Origin of the sequence: Burkholderia theae (assembly GCF_048565265.1) — a bacterium.
Lineage (GTDB): Bacteria > Pseudomonadota > Gammaproteobacteria > Burkholderiales > Burkholderiaceae > Burkholderia > Burkholderia theae.
In genome coordinates this window covers 3,043,680-3,061,248 of the sequence record NZ_CP183461.1, presented here as the reverse complement: position 1 = coordinate 3,061,248, position 17,569 = coordinate 3,043,680, and the positions used below count along the sequence as shown (strand labels likewise).

Annotated in this window: 15 protein-coding genes; 6 read left to right on the top strand and 9 right to left on the bottom strand. The window is 69.7% G+C overall.

What is annotated here, in order from left to right:
* Positions 1-25 precede the first annotated feature (25 nt).
* Both dalD and ACN22W_RS14445 read right to left on the bottom strand, forming a co-directional pair.
* On the bottom strand, positions 26-1,420 hold the full coding sequence (gene dalD / locus ACN22W_RS14450; RefSeq protein WP_419685178.1) for a D-arabinitol 4-dehydrogenase: 1,395 nt from the start codon (positions 1,418-1,420) through the stop codon (positions 26-28).
* 184 nt (positions 1,421-1,604) lie between these two features.
* The gene (locus ACN22W_RS14445; RefSeq protein WP_048245209.1) at positions 1,605-2,516 is read right to left on the bottom strand and encodes a LysR family transcriptional regulator; all 912 of its coding nucleotides are present in this window, start codon (positions 2,514-2,516) and stop codon (positions 1,605-1,607) included.
* Positions 2,517-2,615: 99 nt separating this feature from the next.
* Between ACN22W_RS14445 and mdlC the strand changes: the two genes are divergently transcribed.
* The 4 genes from mdlC (at position 2,616) to ACN22W_RS14425 (ending at position 8,324) form a co-directional block, all read left to right on the top strand.
* Positions 2,616-4,223 carry a benzoylformate decarboxylase gene (mdlC, locus tag ACN22W_RS14440; protein WP_419685176.1) on the top strand — a complete coding sequence of 536 codons (1,608 nt, stop codon included), beginning with the start codon at positions 2,616-2,618 and terminating at the stop codon, positions 4,221-4,223.
* 30 nt (positions 4,224-4,253) lie between these two features.
* Complete coding sequence (locus tag ACN22W_RS14435) at positions 4,254-5,705, top strand: aldehyde dehydrogenase (protein WP_419685174.1); 1,452 nt, start codon at positions 4,254-4,256, stop codon at positions 5,703-5,705.
* Between the two features lie 13 nt (positions 5,706-5,718).
* Positions 5,719-6,663, top strand: coding sequence for a ketopantoate reductase family protein (locus ACN22W_RS14430; RefSeq protein WP_419685172.1), 945 nt, complete (start codon positions 5,719-5,721; stop codon positions 6,661-6,663).
* A 263-nt stretch (positions 6,664-6,926) separates the two neighbouring features.
* Positions 6,927-8,324, top strand: coding sequence for an MFS transporter (locus ACN22W_RS14425; protein ID WP_419685170.1), 1,398 nt, complete (start codon positions 6,927-6,929; stop codon positions 8,322-8,324).
* Positions 8,325-8,345: 21 nt separating this feature from the next.
* Here the strand turns inward: ACN22W_RS14425 and kynA are convergent, their stop codons facing one another.
* From kynA to kynB, 3 genes are all read right to left on the bottom strand, one after another.
* Positions 8,346-9,272, bottom strand: coding sequence for a tryptophan 2,3-dioxygenase (kynA, locus tag ACN22W_RS14420; protein WP_419687429.1), 927 nt, complete (start codon positions 9,270-9,272; stop codon positions 8,346-8,348).
* 92 nt (positions 9,273-9,364) lie between these two features.
* Positions 9,365-10,618, bottom strand: a complete 1,254-nt coding sequence (kynU, locus tag ACN22W_RS14415) for a kynureninase (RefSeq protein WP_419685168.1) — start codon at positions 10,616-10,618, stop codon at positions 9,365-9,367.
* Positions 10,619-10,643: 25 nt separating this feature from the next.
* The gene (gene kynB, locus ACN22W_RS14410; RefSeq protein ID WP_419685166.1) at positions 10,644-11,285 is read right to left on the bottom strand and encodes an arylformamidase; all 642 of its coding nucleotides are present in this window, start codon (positions 11,283-11,285) and stop codon (positions 10,644-10,646) included.
* Positions 11,286-11,415: 130 nt separating this feature from the next.
* On the opposite strand from kynB, the gene ACN22W_RS14405 reads away from it, so the two are divergent.
* Entirely contained in the window at positions 11,416-11,916 is a 501-nt protein-coding gene (locus tag ACN22W_RS14405) for an Lrp/AsnC family transcriptional regulator (protein WP_006477992.1), read from the top strand.
* On the opposite strand, the gene ACN22W_RS14400 is transcribed toward ACN22W_RS14405, so the two are convergent.
* The 3 genes from ACN22W_RS14400 to ACN22W_RS14390 all read right to left on the bottom strand — a co-directional run bounded on the left by ACN22W_RS14400 (position 11,903) and on the right by ACN22W_RS14390 (position 15,092).
* Positions 11,903-12,412 carry a flavin reductase family protein gene (locus ACN22W_RS14400; RefSeq protein WP_129512833.1) on the bottom strand — a complete coding sequence of 170 codons (510 nt, stop codon included), beginning with the start codon at positions 12,410-12,412 and terminating at the stop codon, positions 11,903-11,905. The genes ACN22W_RS14405 and ACN22W_RS14400 overlap by 14 nt on opposite strands.
* 611 nt (positions 12,413-13,023) lie before the next feature.
* On the bottom strand, positions 13,024-13,689 hold the full coding sequence (locus ACN22W_RS14395) for a hypothetical protein (protein WP_419685159.1): 666 nt from the start codon (positions 13,687-13,689) through the stop codon (positions 13,024-13,026).
* Positions 13,686-15,092: a selenium-binding protein SBP56-related protein gene (locus ACN22W_RS14390; protein WP_419685157.1), complete on the bottom strand. Its 1,407-nt coding sequence runs from the start codon at positions 15,090-15,092 to the stop codon at positions 13,686-13,688. The genes ACN22W_RS14395 and ACN22W_RS14390 overlap by 4 nt, the downstream gene beginning before the upstream one ends.
* Before the next feature lie 580 nt (positions 15,093-15,672).
* Here ACN22W_RS14390 and msrA point away from each other — a divergent pair.
* A complete protein-coding gene (gene msrA / locus ACN22W_RS14385; RefSeq protein ID WP_041492935.1) occupies positions 15,673-16,233 on the top strand; it encodes a peptide-methionine (S)-S-oxide reductase MsrA in 561 nt (186 codons plus the stop codon).
* 24 nt (positions 16,234-16,257) lie between these two features.
* On the opposite strand, the gene ACN22W_RS14380 is transcribed toward msrA, so the two are convergent.
* On the bottom strand, positions 16,258-17,556 hold the full coding sequence (locus ACN22W_RS14380) for a DUF72 domain-containing protein (RefSeq protein ID WP_419685155.1): 1,299 nt from the start codon (positions 17,554-17,556) through the stop codon (positions 16,258-16,260).
* Between the last annotated feature and the right edge of the window lie 13 nt (positions 17,557-17,569).

The following is a 17,569-nucleotide window of genomic DNA, read 5'->3' as shown; positions in this document are numbered from 1 at the left end:
GCGGCCGGGCGCCGGCTGCCGCGCGTCAGCGCGGCGCGAGCCAGGTGTCGACCCACGCGAGCCCGGCGCGCAGCGCCTCGTACAGCGCCGCGTTGCCGGCGAGCGAGCCCCACAGCGGGCGGCTCGCGCACAGCGCGACGACCGGGTCGTCGGCATCGACGATCGCCCGCGCGGCGCTTTCGTCCATCACGCCGTCCTGGTACGCGTACGGCAGCGTGCCGCGCGCCCAGCGTTCGAGAAAACGCAGGAACAGCGCGGGCAGCACGGCGGTGGCGACCGGCGCCGCGCCGCGCGCGAACGATTCGGCGAGCGTCGGCGCGATGAAGCCGGGGATCTTCGAGAAGCCGTCGGCCGCGACGCGCTGGTTCGTGTCGAGCACGTACGGATTGCCGAAGCGTTCGAGCACGACGTCGCGGTAGCGCGCGAGATCGAGCGGGCTCGGGGTGAGGCACGGGATCACGTCCTGCGTCACGTAGTCGTGCGCGAAGCGGCGGATCGCCGCGTCGTGCGTGCCTTCGTGGATATACGTGTGGCCCGCGAGCGTGCCGGCCCACGCGATGCAGCTGTGCGTCGCGTTGAGGATGCGGATCTTCGCTTCCTCATACGGGTGCACGTCGTCGACGAGTTCGGCGCCGGCCAGCTCCCAGCGCGGCCGGCCGGCCGCGAAGCGGTCCTCGATCACCCACTGGATGAACGATTCGCCCATCACCGGGCACGCGTCGTCGATGCCGGTGGCCGCCAGCACGCGCTCGCGCACGTCGGCCGTCGGGCGCGGCGTGATGCGGTCGACCATCGCGCTCGGCGTGGCGACGTTCGCGTCGAACCACGCGAGCAGGTCGGCCTGCCCGCGCCGCTCGAGGAATTCGCGCATTCCCGCGCGAAAGCGCGCGCCGTTGTTGCGCAGGTTGTCGCAGCTCTGCAGCGTCAGCGGGCCCGCGCCGCGCGTCATGCGTTCGGCGAGCAGCGCCGCGAGCGCGCCGTACAGCGTCGTGCGCGCGCCCTGCAGGTCGGCCGCGAGATCGGCGTTCGCGATGTCGAGCCGGTTGTGTTCGTCGAGGTAGTAGCCGCCTTCGGTGACGGTGAACGACACGATCCGGCAGGCCGGATCGGCGCCGGCGTCGATCAGCGCGGCGAGGTCGATCGACCACGGCAGCACGCGCGTGATCGCACGGATCGTCTCGTACGCGCGCTCGCCTTGCGGCGTGACGGTTTCGAGCGTGTATTCGCCGTGCTGCGCGGCCAGCGCTTCCATCGTCGCGCGCATGTCGTCGCGGATGTTGCCGACGGTCAGCGACCAGCGTTCGTCGGCCGGCACGGCCGTGTTCACGCGATGCAGATACCACGCCTGGTGCGCGCGGTGAAACGAGCCCGCGCCGATGTGCAGCAGCACGGGCGCGCGGGCGGAGGACGATTCGCTCATCCGGTGTCTCCTGTTCGTGCCAGTCTTTCCTGTCGGCGAGATCATTTGCTCGTCGTGTGAGCGAATGATCGTATTCGGGCGAACGAAAGTCAAGGCGGGGAAACGGCATTTCGATGGTGCGCTGCGGCGGCGCGCGGGCAGGGCGGGAAGAGGCGGGGAACGGGCGGCCGTCCGGGAAATGCGGTCAGCGTCCTTCGCGCGTGAGCGCGACGAGTTCGTCGAGCAGCTTGCCGGCCGGCCCCGGCAGGATCCCGTGGCGGCGCCGGAACGCGGTGAGCGTGCGCACCGCGACGACCTCGCGCACGGGCAGCGTGTCGATCGTGCCGGCGCGCTGCTCGGCGCCGTACATCGGCTCGGCCATCCAGCTCAGGAAACCCGCGTGCGCGACGAGGCTCTTCAGCGTCGTGACCGAGCGCGTCTCGACTGCGATGTCGGGCAGCGCGAGCCCGTGCGCGTCGAAGGTCGCGCGCATGTGGTCGAACGGCGCGGTGCCGCGCGGCGGAATCGCCCAGCGTGCATCCAGCGTATCGGCGAGCGTCGGCGCGCGGCCGAGCGCGCGCAGCGGATGGTGCGGCGCCGCAACGATATGGCTGCGATCTTCCCAGCGGCACTCGGGAATCGCGACGATCTCGTCGGTGTCGGGCCCGTGCGCGGACAGCGCGAGATCGATCTCGTGCTTGTTCAGCCCTTCGGCGAGCCGGTCCCACACGCCTTCGATGATCTCGACGCGCAGGTTCGGCCAGCGGTCGAGCACGCGGCCGACCGCGACCGGCAGCACGAGGCTCGCGATACTGCCCACCGCGCCGACCTTGATCGTGCCCTTCGCGAACCCGCGCATCGCGTCGAGCTCCTCGCGCGCGTGCTCGGCCTCGTGCTGCAGCAGCGTCGCGTGCGGCAGCAGCGCGTCGCCGAACGCGGTGAGCTGCACGCCCTTCGAATGGCGCTCGAACAGCGGCGCGCCCACCTGGTCCTCGAGCCGCTTCAGGATCCGGCTCAGCGCCGGTTGCGTCACATGCAGCGCATCGGCCGCGCGGCCGAGGCTGCCGCACGCGACGATCGTCGTGAAGGCGCGCAATTGTCGGAGATCGAAGGTCATGCCGGAATGTAATGGCTTATCGCAAAAAATACAGTATCCGAGAATGGCTTGCGCTTCGATACTGTGGAAACCGCCAAGCCATCGAGGAGACACCCGAGCATGTCCGGCCATCCGCCCCCATCCGCCGCACCCGTCACCGTTCGCGACGCGGTCATCGACCTGCTTCGCCAGTTCGGCATCGACCGCGTGTTCGGTAATCCCGGTTCGACCGAACTGCCGATGTTTCGCGATTTCCCGGCCGATTTCCGTTACGTGCTCGGCCTGCACGAGGCCGTCGTGGTCGGGATGGCCGACGGCCATGCGCAGGCCACCGGCAATGCAGCGGTCGTCAACCTGCATTCCGCGGCGGGCGTCGGCAACGCGATGGGCAACCTTTTCACCGCGTTCAAGAACCGCACGCCGCTGATCGTCACCGCGGGCCAGCAGGCGCGCGCGATCCTGCCGTTCGATCCATTCCTCGGCGCGACGCAGGCCGCCGAACTGCCGAAGCCGTACGTGAAATGGAGCATCGAGCCGGCGCGCGCGCAGGACGTGCCGGCCGCGATCGCGCGGGCATACCGCATCGCGATGCAGGAGCCGCGCGGCCCGGTGTTCGTGTCGATTCCCGTCGACGACTGGGACCAGCCGGCCGAGCTGCTGCCACGGCGCGACGTCAGCAGCGTCGTGCGGCCCGATCCCGACGCGCTCGCGCGGCTCGGCGATGCGCTCGACGCTGCGCGTCGTCCCGCGCTCGTGGTCGGCGCGGCGGTCGATCGTGCAGGCGCGTGGGACGACGTCGTGCGACTCGCCGAGCGGCACCGGGCGCGCGCGTACGTCGCGCCGATGTCGGGCCGCTGCAGCTTCCCCGAGGACCATCCGCTGTTCGGCGGCTTCCTGCCCGCGATCCGCGAGAAGATCGTCGCGCGGCTCGACGGGCACGACCTCGTTTTCGCGTTCGGCGCGCCCGCGTTCACCTATCACATCGAAGGCTTCGGCCCGCACGTGCCGCCGGGTGCGGCGCTCGTGCAACTCGTCGACGATCCGGGCGTCGCCGCGTGGACGCCGTCGGGCGACGCGGTCGTCGGCAACCTGCGCCTTGCTGCGCGCGACCTGCTGGCGCGCCCGGCGCCGCCCGAGCGGCCGATGCCCGCGCCGCGGCCGTCGCGCGTGCGCGTCGACGCGCCGGCCGCCGGCGAGCGCATGTCGGCCGCGTTCGCGCTGCAGACGCTCGCCGACGTGCGCGACGCGCACGACATCGTCGTGGAGGAAGCGCCGAGCGCGCGGCCCGTGATGCAGGAACACCTGCCGTTCACGCGCAGCGGCACGTTCTACACGATGGACAGCGGCGGGCTCGGTTACGGGATGCCGGCCGCCGTCGGCGTCGCGCTCGCGCAGCCGGGCCGGCGCGTGATCGGGCTGATCGGCGACGGATCGAGCCTGTATTCGATCCAGGCATTGTGGAGCGCCGCGCAACTGAAGCTGCCGATCACGTTCGTGATCCTGAACAACCGGCGCTACGCGGCGCTGCAGGATTTCGCGCCGGTGTTCGGCTTCGGCCCCGGCGACCCCGTGCAGGGCACCGATCTGCCCGACCTGAATTTCGTCGCGCTCGCCGAAGGGATGGGCTGCCGCGGCGTGCGCGTCGCCGACGCGGCGCGCCTGCGCGATACGCTGACCGACGCGCTGCAGGCCACGACGCCGGTCGTCGTCGAAGTCGAGATTGCCTGACGCGCGGCGCGCGTCTTTTGCGGAGAATCCATGCAAACCGTATCGATGCTGATCGGCGGCGAACGCCGCCATTCGTCCAGCGGCGCGACCTTCGTGCGCCGCAACCCGCTCGACGGCGAAATCGCGTCCGTAGCGCCCGCGTGCACCGTCGACGATGCGCGTGCGGCGGCCGACGCGGCCGCCCGCGCGTTTCCCGAATGGGCCGCGCTTGGGCCCGGTGCGCGCCGCGCGCTGCTGCTGAAGGCGGCCGCCGCGCTCGAAGCGAAGCACGAGCAGTTCGTCGCCGCGATGGCGGCCGAGACGGGCGCGTCCGCGCTGTGGGCCGGCTTCAACGTGCACCTTGCCGCGAGCGGGCTCGTCGAGGCCGCGTCGCTGACCACGCAGATTGGCGGCGAGCTGATTCCGTCCGACGTGCCCGGCTCGCTCGCGATGGGCGTGCGGCAGCCGGCCGGCGTCGTGCTCGGCATTGCACCGTGGAACGCGCCGGTGATCCTCGCGACGCGCGCGCTCGCGCTGCCGCTCGCGTGCGGCAACACGGTCGTGCTGAAGGGTTCGGAGCTGTGCCCCGTCACGCACGGGTTGATCGTCGAGGCGCTGCAGGAGGCCGGGCTGCCGCCGGGCGTCGTCAATTTCGTGACGAACGCGCCTGAGGACGCGGGCGCCGTCGTCGATGCGTTGATTGCGCATCCGGCCGTGCGCCGCGTGAATTTCACGGGCTCGACGCGCGTCGGGCGGATCGTCGCCGAAGCATGCGCGCGCCACCTGAAGCCGTCGGTGCTGGAGCTCGGCGGCAAGGCGCCGTTCGTCGTGCTCGACGATGCGGATATCGACGCGGCGGTCGCGGCGGCCGCATTCGGCGCGTTCGCGAATTCCGGGCAGATCTGCATGTCGACCGAGCGGATCATCGTCGACGCGTCGATCGCCGATACGTTCGTCACGAAGCTCGCCGCCAAGGCTGCATCGCTGCCGCTCGGCGATCCTCGCAACGGGCCCGTCGTCCTCGGTTCGCTGATCGACATGAAGGCCGTCGAACGCTGCAACGCGCTGATCGACGACGCGCTTGCGCACGGCGCGACACTGCGGTGCGGCGGCAAGGCCGACAGCACGCTGTTCCCGGCGACGCTGCTCGACCACGTGACGCCGGCGATGCGCATCTACGCGGAAGAATCGTTCGGCCCAGTGAAGGGCATCGTGCGCGTCGACGGCGAGGCGGCGGCGATCCGCTGCGCGAACGACAACGCGTTCGGGCTGTCGTCGGCCGTGTTCAGCCGCGATGTCGCGCGTGCGATGCGCGTCGCGGCACGCATCGAATCGGGCATCTGCCACGTGAACGGCCCGACCGTGCACGACGAGGCGCAGATGCCGTTCGGCGGCGTGAAGGACAGCGGCTTCGGCCACTTCGGCGGCAAGGCCGGCATCGCGGCGTTCACGGACCTGCGCTGGATCACCGTGCAGACGGCGCCACGCCACTATCCGTTCTGACGAGGCCATGACGATGAGGATCGCGATTCTGGGCGCGGGCGCGATGGGCTCGCTGTTCGGCGGGCTGCTGGCCGAAAGCGGTGAGGCCGTCACATTGATCGACGTGAACGATGCGCATCTCGATGCGATCCGCCGCGACGGGCTGCGCATCGACGACGATCGCGGCGAACGGCGCGTCCGCGATTTGCAGGCCGTGCGGCCGGACGCCGCGAATGCGGCCGCGGCCGCGTCGCCCGACACACCGTTCGACCTGCTGATCGTTTTCACGAAATCGCTGCACACGCGCAGCGCGCTCGACGGCGTGCGCGCGTTGCTGACGCCGCGCACGTACGTGCTGACGTTGCAGAACGGGCTCGGCAACGTCGAAATGCTGAATGCGTTCGTGCCGCTCGAGCGGATCCTGGTCGGCGTGACGACGTGGCCGGCCGACGCCGCGGGGCCCGCGCACGTTCGCTCGCACGGCGCGGGCACGATCCGCATGATGACGGCCGACGGCGCGGCCCGCCCGGTCGCGAAGGCGGTGGTCGACGCGCTGTCGCGCGCGGGGCTCGCGTGCACGCTCGATGCCGACGTGTGGGCCGCGATCTGGGAGAAGGTGGCGTTCAACGCGGCCCTCAACACGCTGTGCGCGGTGACCGGCTGCACGGTCGACCAGCTCGGCAACCATCACGACGGGCCGCGGCTCGCGCTCGCGATCGCGGCCGAGACGGCCGCCGTCGCCCGCGCGAAGGGCATCGCGGTCGACGGTGAACGCATCGCACGCAACGTCGAGCATGCGATCCACGAACATCGCGGCCATCGCCCGTCGATGCTGCAGGACGTGCTCGCGGGTCGCCGCACGGAAATCGACGCGATCAGCGGCAAGGTCGTCGCGGCTGCGCGCGAAGCGGGTGTCGCGGTGCCGCACGCCGAGACGCTGCTCGCGCTCGTCCGGCTGATCGACGCACGGGTGAACTGAGCATCAGGCCGGCGGCCGGCTTGCGCCGCATAACGATACGAGCGCGCCGTGCGTGTGCGATGGCGCCGGCTCGGGACGGATTGGACAAGACACCGGAGCCGGCGCCGACGCGTTGCGCCCGGCCGACCGCGCAGTACGAGATCCGGGCACGCGCCAGCGCCAGCCCGGACAACTGGAGACGCCATGAAAGCCATCGAATGCCGTTGTCTTGCCGCGCGCCGCTCGCGCACGTTGCCGCGCATGCGCAGCGCACGGGAGGTCGCATGAGCACGCGCGACGGAGTGCCGCCGCCGTCGGTCGACATCGGCACCACCCTCGACGACGGGCCGTTCACGACGATGCAGCGCTGCGTGGTGCTGCTCGCCGCGCTCGCGATCGTGCTCGACGGTTTCGACGGCCAGTTGATCGGCTTTGCGATTCCCGTGCTGATCCGCGAATGGGGCATCACGCGCGGCGCGTTCGCGCCGGCGGTCGCGGCGGGCCTGATCGGGATGGGCATCGGCAGCGCGTGCGCGGGCATCGTCGCGGATCGTTTCGGCCGCCGCCAGGCCGTGATCGGCAGCGTGTTCCTGTTCGGCATCGCGACCTGCGCGATCGGCTTCGCGCCCGATGTCACCGCGATCGCGATACTGCGTTTCTTTGCAGGGCTCGGTATCGGCGGTGCGCTGCCGACGGCCACGACGATGACGGCCGAATACACGCCCGCGCGGCGCCGCACGATGATGGTGACGGCGACGATCGTCTGCGTGCCGCTCGGCGGCATGCTGGCCGGCCTGTTCGCACACGAGGTGTTGCCGCGCTACGGCTGGCGCGGGCTGTTCTTCGCCGGTGGCGCGCTGCCGCTCGTGCTCGGTTTCGTGCTCGTGCGCGCGCTGCCCGAATCGCCGCGTTATCTCGCACGGCGCCCCGCGCGCTGGCCGGAACTCGGCGCGCTGCTCGCGCGGATGCAGCGGCCGGTCGCGCCGGGCACCGTGTTTACCGATATGAAGGACGCACGCGTGCCCGGTGGACGCAGCGGTTTCGGCGCGCTGTTCGCGAGCGGCCAGGCGCGCGACACGATCGCGCTGTGGTGCGCGTTCTTCATGTGTCTGCTGGCCGTGTATGCGGCGTTCAGCTGGCTGCCGACGATGCTCGCGGCGAGCGGGCTGAGCGTGTCGGTCGCGGGCGCGGGGCTCACCGCGTACAACCTCGGCGGCGTGATCGGCGCGCTGCTGTGTGCATGGGCGATCGCGCATGCCGGGTCGCGCTGGCCGCTCGCGCTGTGCAGCATCGGCGGCGCGGCGAGCGCGGTGTGGCTGATGGGCGTCGATGCGAGCCGTCACACGGGCTGGCTGATCGTCGGGCTCGGCCTGCACGGGCTGTTCGTCAACGCGGTGCAGTCGACGATGTATGCGCTCTGCGCGTACATCTACCCGACGGCGGTGCGCGCGACGGGCACCGCGAGCGCGCTCGCGTTCGGCCGGCTCGGCGCGATCCTCAGCGCGTTTGCGGGCGCGATCGTGATCACGACGGGCGGCGCAAGCGCGTACCTGACGATGCTGGCCGCCGCGATGGGCGTGGTGTGCGTCGCGCTGCTCGCGGTGCGGCGGCATATTCCGCGGCTGTCGCGCGCGCAGTCGATGCCGCGCGAAGGAGAGGAGCTGGCCCGCACGTCGTCGTGACGTGCGGGCGCATCACGTGCGTTACAGCGTGGTGCGCACGTGCCAGAGCTCGGGGAACAGCACGACGTCGAGCATCTTGCGCAGATAGGGCGCGCCGCTGGTGCCGCCCGTGCCCTGCTTGAAGCCGATGATGCGCTCGACGGTCGTCACGTGACGGAAGCGCCACTGGCGGAATGCGTCCTCGAGATCGACCAGTTCCTCGGCCATCTCGTACAGCTCCCAGTGTTGCTGCGGGTGACGGTACACCTCGAGCCACGCGGCCTCGACCGTTTCGTCGTGCCGCGTCGGCTGCGTCCAGTCGCGCTCGAGCCGTTCCGCCGCGATCGGGAAACCGCGCCGCGCGAGCAGGCGCACGACCTCGTCGTAGAACGACGGCGCCTCGAGCGTCGCGCGCACCTGTTCGAGGATGTCGGGCCGGTGCGCATGCGGCTGCAGCATCTGCTCGTTCTTGTTGCCGAGCAGGAATTCGAGCTGGCGATACTGGTACGACTGGAAGCCCGACGACTGCCCGAGATACGGCCGCATCGCCGAATACTCGGACGGCGTCATCGTCGACAGCACGCTCCACGCCTGCACGAGCTGCTCGAGGATGCGCGACACGCGCGCGAGCATCTTGAACGCGGGCGGCAACGCGTCGGTGCGCACCGCATCGAGCGCGCCGCGCAGTTCGAACAACGCGAGCTTCATCCACAGCTCGCTGGTCTGATGCTGGATGATGAACAGCATCTCGTTGTGATCGGGCGACAGCGGATGCTGCGCGTCGAGGATCGAATTCAGCGACAGGTAGTCGCCGTAGCTCATCGACTTCGAGAAATCGAGCTGCGCGTTGTGCCAGCCGGCTTGGCCCGAGGTTTCGCCCGGCACGTGCGGTGCTTCGTGTGCCGGATGCGGGGCGCGTGCGCCCGAGAACGGGCAGCCCGCCGGCGCGTCGTCGCCGGGCGGCTGCATATGACCAGAATTCACGACTTTCTCCAGGATTGAATGACGGGGGCGCGGCGCGTCATCCGCACGTCGGTGCGGCGCGCGCCGGGCAGAACCGGTCAGGTCACCGCGCCGCGCTCGGCGAACTCGGGCGCCTTCCACGCTTCGGTGGCCAGGATGTCGCGCAGCGTCTCGACGGCATCCCACACGTCGGCGAAGCGCGTGTAGAGCGGCGTGAAGCCGAAGCGCAGCACGTACGGCTCGCGGTAGTCGCCGATCACGCCGCGCGCGATCAGCGCCTGCATCACCTCGTAGCCGTGCGGATGCTCGAAGCTCGCCTGCGAGCCGCGCTGGTGATGCGAGCGCGGCGTGACGAGCTTCAGCGACAGGCCTGCACAGCGCGACTCGACGAGCGCGATGAACGCATCGGTCAGCGCGAGCGACTTGCGGCGGATCGCGTGCATGTCGGTCTGCAGGAACACGTCGAGCCCGCATTCGACCATCGACATCGACACGATCGGCTGCGTGCCGCACAGGAAGCGCGCGATGCCCGGATCGGGCGCGAAGCCCGGTTGCATCGCGAACGGCGCGCGGTGGCCCCACCAGCCGGACAGCGGCTGCGAGAAATGCGCGTGATGGCGCTGCGACACCCATACGAACGCGGGCGAACCGGGGCCGCCGTTCAGGTACTTGTACGTGCAGCCGACCGCGCCGTCCGCGCGCGCGCCGTTCAGGTCGACCGGCACCGCGCCGGCCGAGTGCGCGAGATCCCACAGCATCAGCGCGCCCGCGTCGTGCACGAGCTGCGTGACAGCCGGCATGTCGTGCATGTAGCCGGTGCGGTAGTTCACGTGCGTGATCATCGCGACGGCCGTGTCCGCGCCGAGCGCATCGGGCAGGTCGGCCGGATCGTCGATCAGGCGCAGTTCGTAGTCGCCGCCGAGCTGTTCGATCAGCCCCTGCGCGATATACAGGTCGGTCGGGAAGTTCGAGCGTTCCGACACGATCACGCGGCGCTCGGGCGCGCGCTCGGCCTGGTGGCGCACCATGGCCGACAGCAGCTTGAACAGGTTGATCGAGATGGTGTCGGTCACGACCGTTTCGCCGGGCGCGCCGCCGATCAGCGTCGCGAGCTTGTCGCCGAGCCGGCGCGGCAGCGCGAACCAGCCGGCCGTGTTCCAGCTGCGGATCAGGCCTTCGCCCCATTCGGCGCCGATCACCTGCTGCGCGCGGGCGGCCGATTCGCGCGGCTGCGCGCCGAGCGAATTGCCGTCGAGGTAGATCACGCCGTCGGGCAGGGCGAACTGGTCGCGCAGCGGGGCGAGCGGGTCGTCGCGGTCGAGCGCGAGCGCGTCTTCACGGGTCTTGATCATGATGTGGGGTCGTAGGTCGGGGTAATCAGGAGGAACGCACGGGCAGCGCGCGCAGCACCGCGCGCACCGGGCTCGCGTCGAGCGTCGTGAGCTTCAGCGGCAGCGCGATCAGTTCGTAGTCGCCGGGCGGCACGTCGTCGAGCACGATGCCTTCGAGGATCGCCATCCGGTGTGCCCGCACGCGATGATGCGCGTCCATCGTCTTCGATTCCTGCGGGTCGAGCGACGGCGTATCGATGCCGATCAGCTTCACGCCGCGCGCGGCGAGCAGGTCGATTGTGTCGGGCGCGACGGCGCAGAAATCGGGGTCCCATTGCGCGACCGGCGCTTGCGCACAGGTGCGCAGCAGCACGCGCGGCGGCACGCCGTCGAGCGCGGCCGCGATGTCGGCCGGCTGCACGACGGGCGACGCGCCGATGCAATGGATCACGCGGCACGGGCCGAGGTAGGTGTCGAGCGGCACGGCGCCGATCGGCGCGCCGTCGGCGTCGTAGTGCAGCGGCGCGTCGCAGTGCGCGCCGGTGTGGGGCGACAGCGTCAGGCGTGCGACGTTGACCGGCGAGCCGGCCTCCATCCGCCACACGCGTTCGACGGAAACCGGCGTATCGCCCGGCCACACGGGAGTGGCGGGGCTGACAGGCGGCGAGATGTCCCAGAGTGTGTCCATGGCATGACGAAGCGGTAAGTCGATGCTTCGAATGATAGGTGGACGCTCGCAGAAAGTGCTTGCGAAATAAACATGGACAATCCGCCGGATTGGCAGATAATTCGACTCAGAGGGAAAACGGGGACCAAAAATGCACGCGATCACGCTCGATGCCACCGACTGCCGGATTCTGGCGGTACTGCAGGAGGAGGGCAGAATCAGCAATCTCGACCTGGCGGAACGGATTTCGCTTTCGCCATCCGCCTGCCTGCGCCGCATGCGCCTGCTCGAGGAGCAGGGCGTGATCGAGCACTACCGCGCGTGCCTGAGCCGCGAGAAGCTCGGCTTCGAGCTCGAGGCGTTCGTTCAGGTATCGATGCGCAACGAGGAAAACCAGTGGCACGAGCGCTTCGCGGAAGCGCTGCGCGAATGGCCGGAGGTGGTCGGCGCGTTCGTCGTCACGGGCGAGAGCCACTATCTGCTGCGCGTGCTCGCGCACAACCTCAAGCACTATTCCGATTTCGTGCTGAACCGGCTCTACAAGGCGCCGGGCGTGATGGACATCCGCTCGAACATCGTGCTGCAGACGCTGAAGGACGAAGCCGGCGCGCCGGTCGGGCTGGCGCGCACGGGCGCGATCAAAGCCGTGTAAGGCCGTGGAAGCCGCCGCCGTGGAACACGAGCGGCGGTGTCGTATCCGATGCGGCCCGCACGCCGCAGCGTTCCACTTCGCCGACGAAGATCACGTGGTCGCCTTCGTCATAGCGGCTGCGGTTGTGGCACTCGAACCACGCGAGCGCGCCGTCGAGCACGGGCATCCCCGAGTTGCCGGCCGCATGCGCGATCCCTTCGAAGCGATCGCCCTTGTAGGTCGAGAAGCGCTTGCACAGGTCGAGCTGCGACGCCGCGAGCACGTTCACCACGTAATGGCTGTTGCCGCGGAATACGGGCGTCGATGCCGATTTGTGCGCGAGGCTCCACAGCACCAGCGGCGGATCGAGCGATACCGAGTTGAACGAGCTGGCGGTGATGCCGATCAGCTGCCCGGACGGTGCGCGCGTCGTGATCACCGTGACGCCCGTCGCGAACTGGCCGAGCGCCTGGCGGAAGGCGGCCGTGTCGAAATCCGGCGGGTTGGCGCGGGTCATCGGGCGGCCATCCGGAACGAAACGGGCGGGCGCGGCGCGACGCGGGGGCGGCAGGCGCGGCGGACGGAAGGTGACAAGGCAGTCGATTGGGAAGTGGTGCGCATGGCCCGATTTTAGCGGAATCGGGGCCGCCGGGCCCGGCCGGACGGCGCATTGCAGGGCTAGGGCCTGTTCACGCTAATAACGGGCTTGCGAACGTGCCTTGCCGGCCGTAGTGCAAGGAGTGAGGAGCGCCGTTTGGCCGAGCCAAACAAGTGACGATCGACGCCGCAATACGGCCGGCAAGGCACGTTCCCCTGTTTGGAAAAAATCATTCGTGGGGCTGGCCCCCAGAAGGGCCGATCGCCGCGTCATGCTCCTCGCGAATACGTCGAGTATTCGCTTCGTCGCAATCCTTGCGCTCGGCCCTTCTGGGGGCCAGCGCAAGCCCGTTATTAGCGTGGACAGGCCCTAGGGTGGCGTAGCGAACACTGCGGCGCGATGCCGGGTTCGCGACGGCGGGCGGATCGGCACGGCCGTCCTGACGCGTTTTCGTGCTGTGCGGTTGGCCCGTCCATCTGCCTGTCCGCTCATCCACCGATTCGCCATGCCAGCCATCGAGCCCGCCCGTGCTATCGCGCTGCCGCGAACCCGAGCGACAGCGCGCCCGTCACGATCAGGCTCGACGCCCAGACCGCATCGAGATTGAACCAGCTCCGCGACACGAACTTCAGCCCGAGATAGCGATACACGAGCCACGCGAGCCCGCCGCCGGTGGCGATCATTGCGGTCGCATGCACGGCCGCGACGACGAGCGCCATCCCGAGATGCGTATCGACGAGCATGGCCGCCGCCCGATGGCCGGCGTCCCTGTCGAGCCCGCAGAGCCCGAGGTAGATCGGCACCAGCATCAGCCCCGCGCCGTGCGCGAGCGCGACCGCGAACGACCACAGGCCGAGCCGCGCGGGCGGGATCCGCGCAAGCGCACGCGGATGCCGGCGCCGGATCAGCAGCACGGCGCCGAAGCCGATCACGAGCGCGCTCGCGCCGATCCGGATCGCCGACTGCCACGCGAGCAGCGCGGCCAGCAGCCCGAACGGCAGCATCACCGCGAATACCGCTAGAACATGGCCGAGCGCGAGATAGCCGAGCGCCGCGACGAGCGCGCCGCCGCGGCGCGTCATCAGCGCGTTCGACACCGCGAGCGGCCAGCCCATCGCGGGGTTGAGCCCGTGATAGATGCCGCTCGCGAGCACGGCCGCCCACAGCGCGAACTGGGCGTGAAGACCGGTGTTCAACGCTTGACCGACGGATAGCAGAACGAGTCGGTCGAGCAGTCGCCGCCTTCGAGCCGGATCTGGTGCGCGCGATAGCCGTCGGGGAACTCGACCCAGTAGTCGTCGGCGAGCGTCAGCCCACCTTCCGGCCCCACGTGCGCGAGCACTTGCGCGCCCGGCACGCCGTCCGGATAGAACTGGTCGTCCCACGTCGAATAGAGCGAGTTGGTCCAGTACACGCGCCGGCCGTCGCGGCTGATCTCGACCATCTGCGGGCCGCCCGCGAACGTGCGGCCGTTCGTGTGCGGCGCGCGGCGCACGATCCCGCCGATCCGCACCGACCCTACGAGCACCGGGTGGTGCGGGTCCGACACGTCGTACTGGCGCATCTCGCCGGTGCCCCAGCACGACACGTAGAGGAAGCGGTCGTCGAGCGACAGGTCGATGTCGGTCACGAGCGGCGGCACCGCGCCGAACGCTTTCAGGAGCGGCGGCAGTTCGTCGGCCGCGGCCGGCTCGGGCGGGATCGTCGCCGTCTTCTTCACGTGGAATTTGCCGTCTTCGCGCCACCAGGTCCAGATCGAGCCTTCGAGAGTCGTCGTGTCGACCACGACGCCGACGAACCCGTATTCGCGCGCCGGGTCGTGCGCGGGCCGTACCTCGAGCGCCATCTGGTGATGCGCGCCGAGATCGATCGTCTGCACGTTGCGCCGCGCGCGCAGGTCCCAGAAATGCAGCCGGTGCCCGTATTTGTTCGCGAGCAGGTCCTCGGGCACGATGCCGTTCTCGAATTGCGGCGGCAGCGCCCATTCGCTCGACACCATGTAGTCGCGCGGCAGGTTCCACCAGAAGTCGTAATGCTTGTCCTGCGCGCCGCGGTCGATCTCCCAGCGGCCGAGCACGTCGAAGGTTTCGCAATCCATGATGAAGATGCCGGGCGCGCCGTCGGTGCCGTCCTTGCCCGCGCCGCCGAGCGTGCTCACGTAGATGCCCTCGGGGCCGCAGTGAACGGTGTGCGGCCGCGAATAACCGGTCTTCGCGAAGATCTCGTCGGGCTCGATGATCTTGTGGATACGCGCCTGCGTCGGGTGCGGCTTCGTGTCGATCACGTAGATGCGCGACGAGCGCAGGCCGGGGATGATCAGGAAACGGCGTTCGAGGAACGCATGGCCGGTCAGCGGCGACAGCGAAGACGAACACGCATTCCAGCCGAAGTGGTGAAACTCGTCGCCGGTGTTCGGCATCGTCACCGTATGCACGATCTTTCCGTAGGTCGACGAGCCGGGCTTCACGTCGATCACGGCGAGTGCGTCGGGTCTGGAAAAATCGGGGCTCAGCAACAACGTATAGGCAAATTCTTCCGCCGGCGCCTGCATCGCAAGCTCCGGCGAAGCGTGAAACGTCGGGTCAGGCCGCATGCTCATGGTATTGCCCTCTCAGTGGTATCGGATCATGAACGCACGGCCGTACGATGCGGGCGTGCGGGTCGGGGTTGCCGCGCGGCGCGAATCACGCCGGCGGGAGCGATCGGCAGGCGGATGCACGCGTCGATGACACGCGCGGCGCCGTGCATCAGATCGTGAAAGCGGATAAAGGCGGTGTGCCGGATCGCCGCGCGCGGGGCGGGACGGATGCACGGCAAGGGGATGGCACAGTGGAAGCGGTGGCCCGCGACGCGGCGACGGCCGGGCGAGTGACGCGGGCGATGTCTGTTAACGCATGCATATCGATGTTCCGGCAGATGATGTTTGCATCAGGGTCGGGCACGCATCGGGCGCTTTGCGCGAGGCAGCGGGTTTGCCGCCGCGCTCGCGTGGCTAAGTGTAGACGAGAAAGCGGGCGGCGGGTCGCGCGCGGCACCTGGGCAATCTGCCAGGTTCGCGTGCGAGTGAGATACTTGCCGAGGTGCCGCGTCGTCCCGCATCACGGACGGGCAGCGGCGAGACGGACCGGTGGCGCCGGTGCATGCAGGCCGGCCGCCGTCATCAACGAGGGTTTGAATTCATGGTGAACGAGATGCTTGAAACCGCGACGTTGGGAGGCGGGTGTTTCTGGTGCACGGAGGCCGTGTTTCTCGACGTCGACGGCGTGACGGCCGTCCAGTCGGGCTACGCGGGCGGCCATACGCGCAACCCCGGCTACCGCGACATTTGCGAAGGCGACACGGGTCACGCGGAAGTCGTCAACGTGACGTTCGATCCGGCGCGCATCGGTTATCGCGAGATCCTCGAGATCTTCTTCGCGACGCACGATCCGACCCAGCTGAACCGGCAGGGCAACGACGTCGGCACGCAATACCGGTCGGTCGTGTTCACGCATTCGGACGCGCAGCGCGACACCGCGCTCGACGTGATCCGCGAGCTGGAACGCGAGCAGGTGTTCGGGCAGCCGATCGTCACGCAGGTCGTGCCGCTCGACGGCAACTACTGGCCGGCCGAGGATTATCACCAGAACTATTACGCGCGCAATCCGGGGCAGGGCTACTGCTCGGTCGTGATCGGGCCGAAGCTCGCGAAATTCCGGCAGAAGTTCTCGCACCGGCTGAAGTCGCTGCGCGGCGCGTGAGCATTTGAACGGCAGGAACGGGTGTTACGCCGCCTCGTTGCGCCACTGCGCGCACGCGGCGGCGATCTCGCGCGCGAGCGCGATGCACGACAGCGGCGCGGAGCCTTCCGCCTTGTTGTTGATCGTGATGATCACCGGCTGCCCGGCCAGCGCATAACGCGCGGCCAGTTCGGCGAGCGCCGAGCGCGTGGCCGGATCCTCGTCGACGAGCTTGTCGAACGGTTCGTACTTCGCTTTCGCCTGTTCGTACTTGAAGCCGCCGTGCAGGCTCCAGCGCACGATCAGCGGGCCCGGCGCGTCGCCGTCGAGCAGCGCGAGCGCGGCCGCCTGGCGCAGCGGGTCGGGCATCCGCGCGTGCAGGCCGACGCAGTAGCGCACGCCGAGCGACGCGAGCGCACGGATGAAACGCGGCGTGAGCAGGCTCGCATCGCGGATCTCGATTGCGTAGCGCGGGCCATCGGCTTCCGGCGACAGCGGCGGCAGCGCCGCGAAGAACGCGGCCAGCCGGTCGATCAGCGCGGCCGGTTCGGCGAGTAGCTGGTCGGGCAGCGGCGAAAACTGGAACACGAGCACACCGGCTTTCCGGCCGAGCCCTTCGATGCATGGCTGGACGAATTCGCGGGTGGCGAGCTGCGCGTCGAGGAAGGTCGGGTTCGGCCCCGACGGCTCGCCGCGCCGGCCGCGCACGACCGCGTCGGTCACGGAGGCCGGCGCCTTCACGACGAAGCGGAAGTCGTCGGGCACCTGCTGCGCGTAACGCAGGTAGTCGGCGACGGACAGCGGGCCGTAGAACGACCGGTCGAGACTCACGCTCTTCAGCAGCGGATGTGCGCCGTACGCTTCGAGCCCTTCGCGCGACAGCTTCGTCTGCGCGAAATCGCCGTCGTAGACGATGCCGTTCCAACCGGGGAAGTACCACGACGACGTGCCGAGCCGCACGTTCGGCGGCAGGCCGGCCGCTGCGTCGGCGACGTCCGCCGCGATCGGCGCGGGCGGCACGCCGCGCTGGCGCCGGCCTTTCTGCGGCGGCGCGGCAGGTGGAGACGGTTCGTCCCACAGCAGCCCGGAGGACGCGGGCGGTGCTTTGTCGGCAGGGCGGGAGGCTGCGCGGGCGGGCGGCGCTGGCCGCGCATCGTCAGGCGTGCCTGACGTCATGGGTTCATCGGCGTCGGCAGGGAGGTCGTCTTTCGCGGGCGGCGACGCGCGAGCGGCGTCAGGCGGCACACCGAACAGGTCGAATTGTCCGTCGGCGTGCGACCCGTCCGTGTCGTCGCGTTGCTGTCGTTCCGGTGGCGCCTTGCGCCGCGTCCTGCCGTCACCCATGCATGCCCAGCGT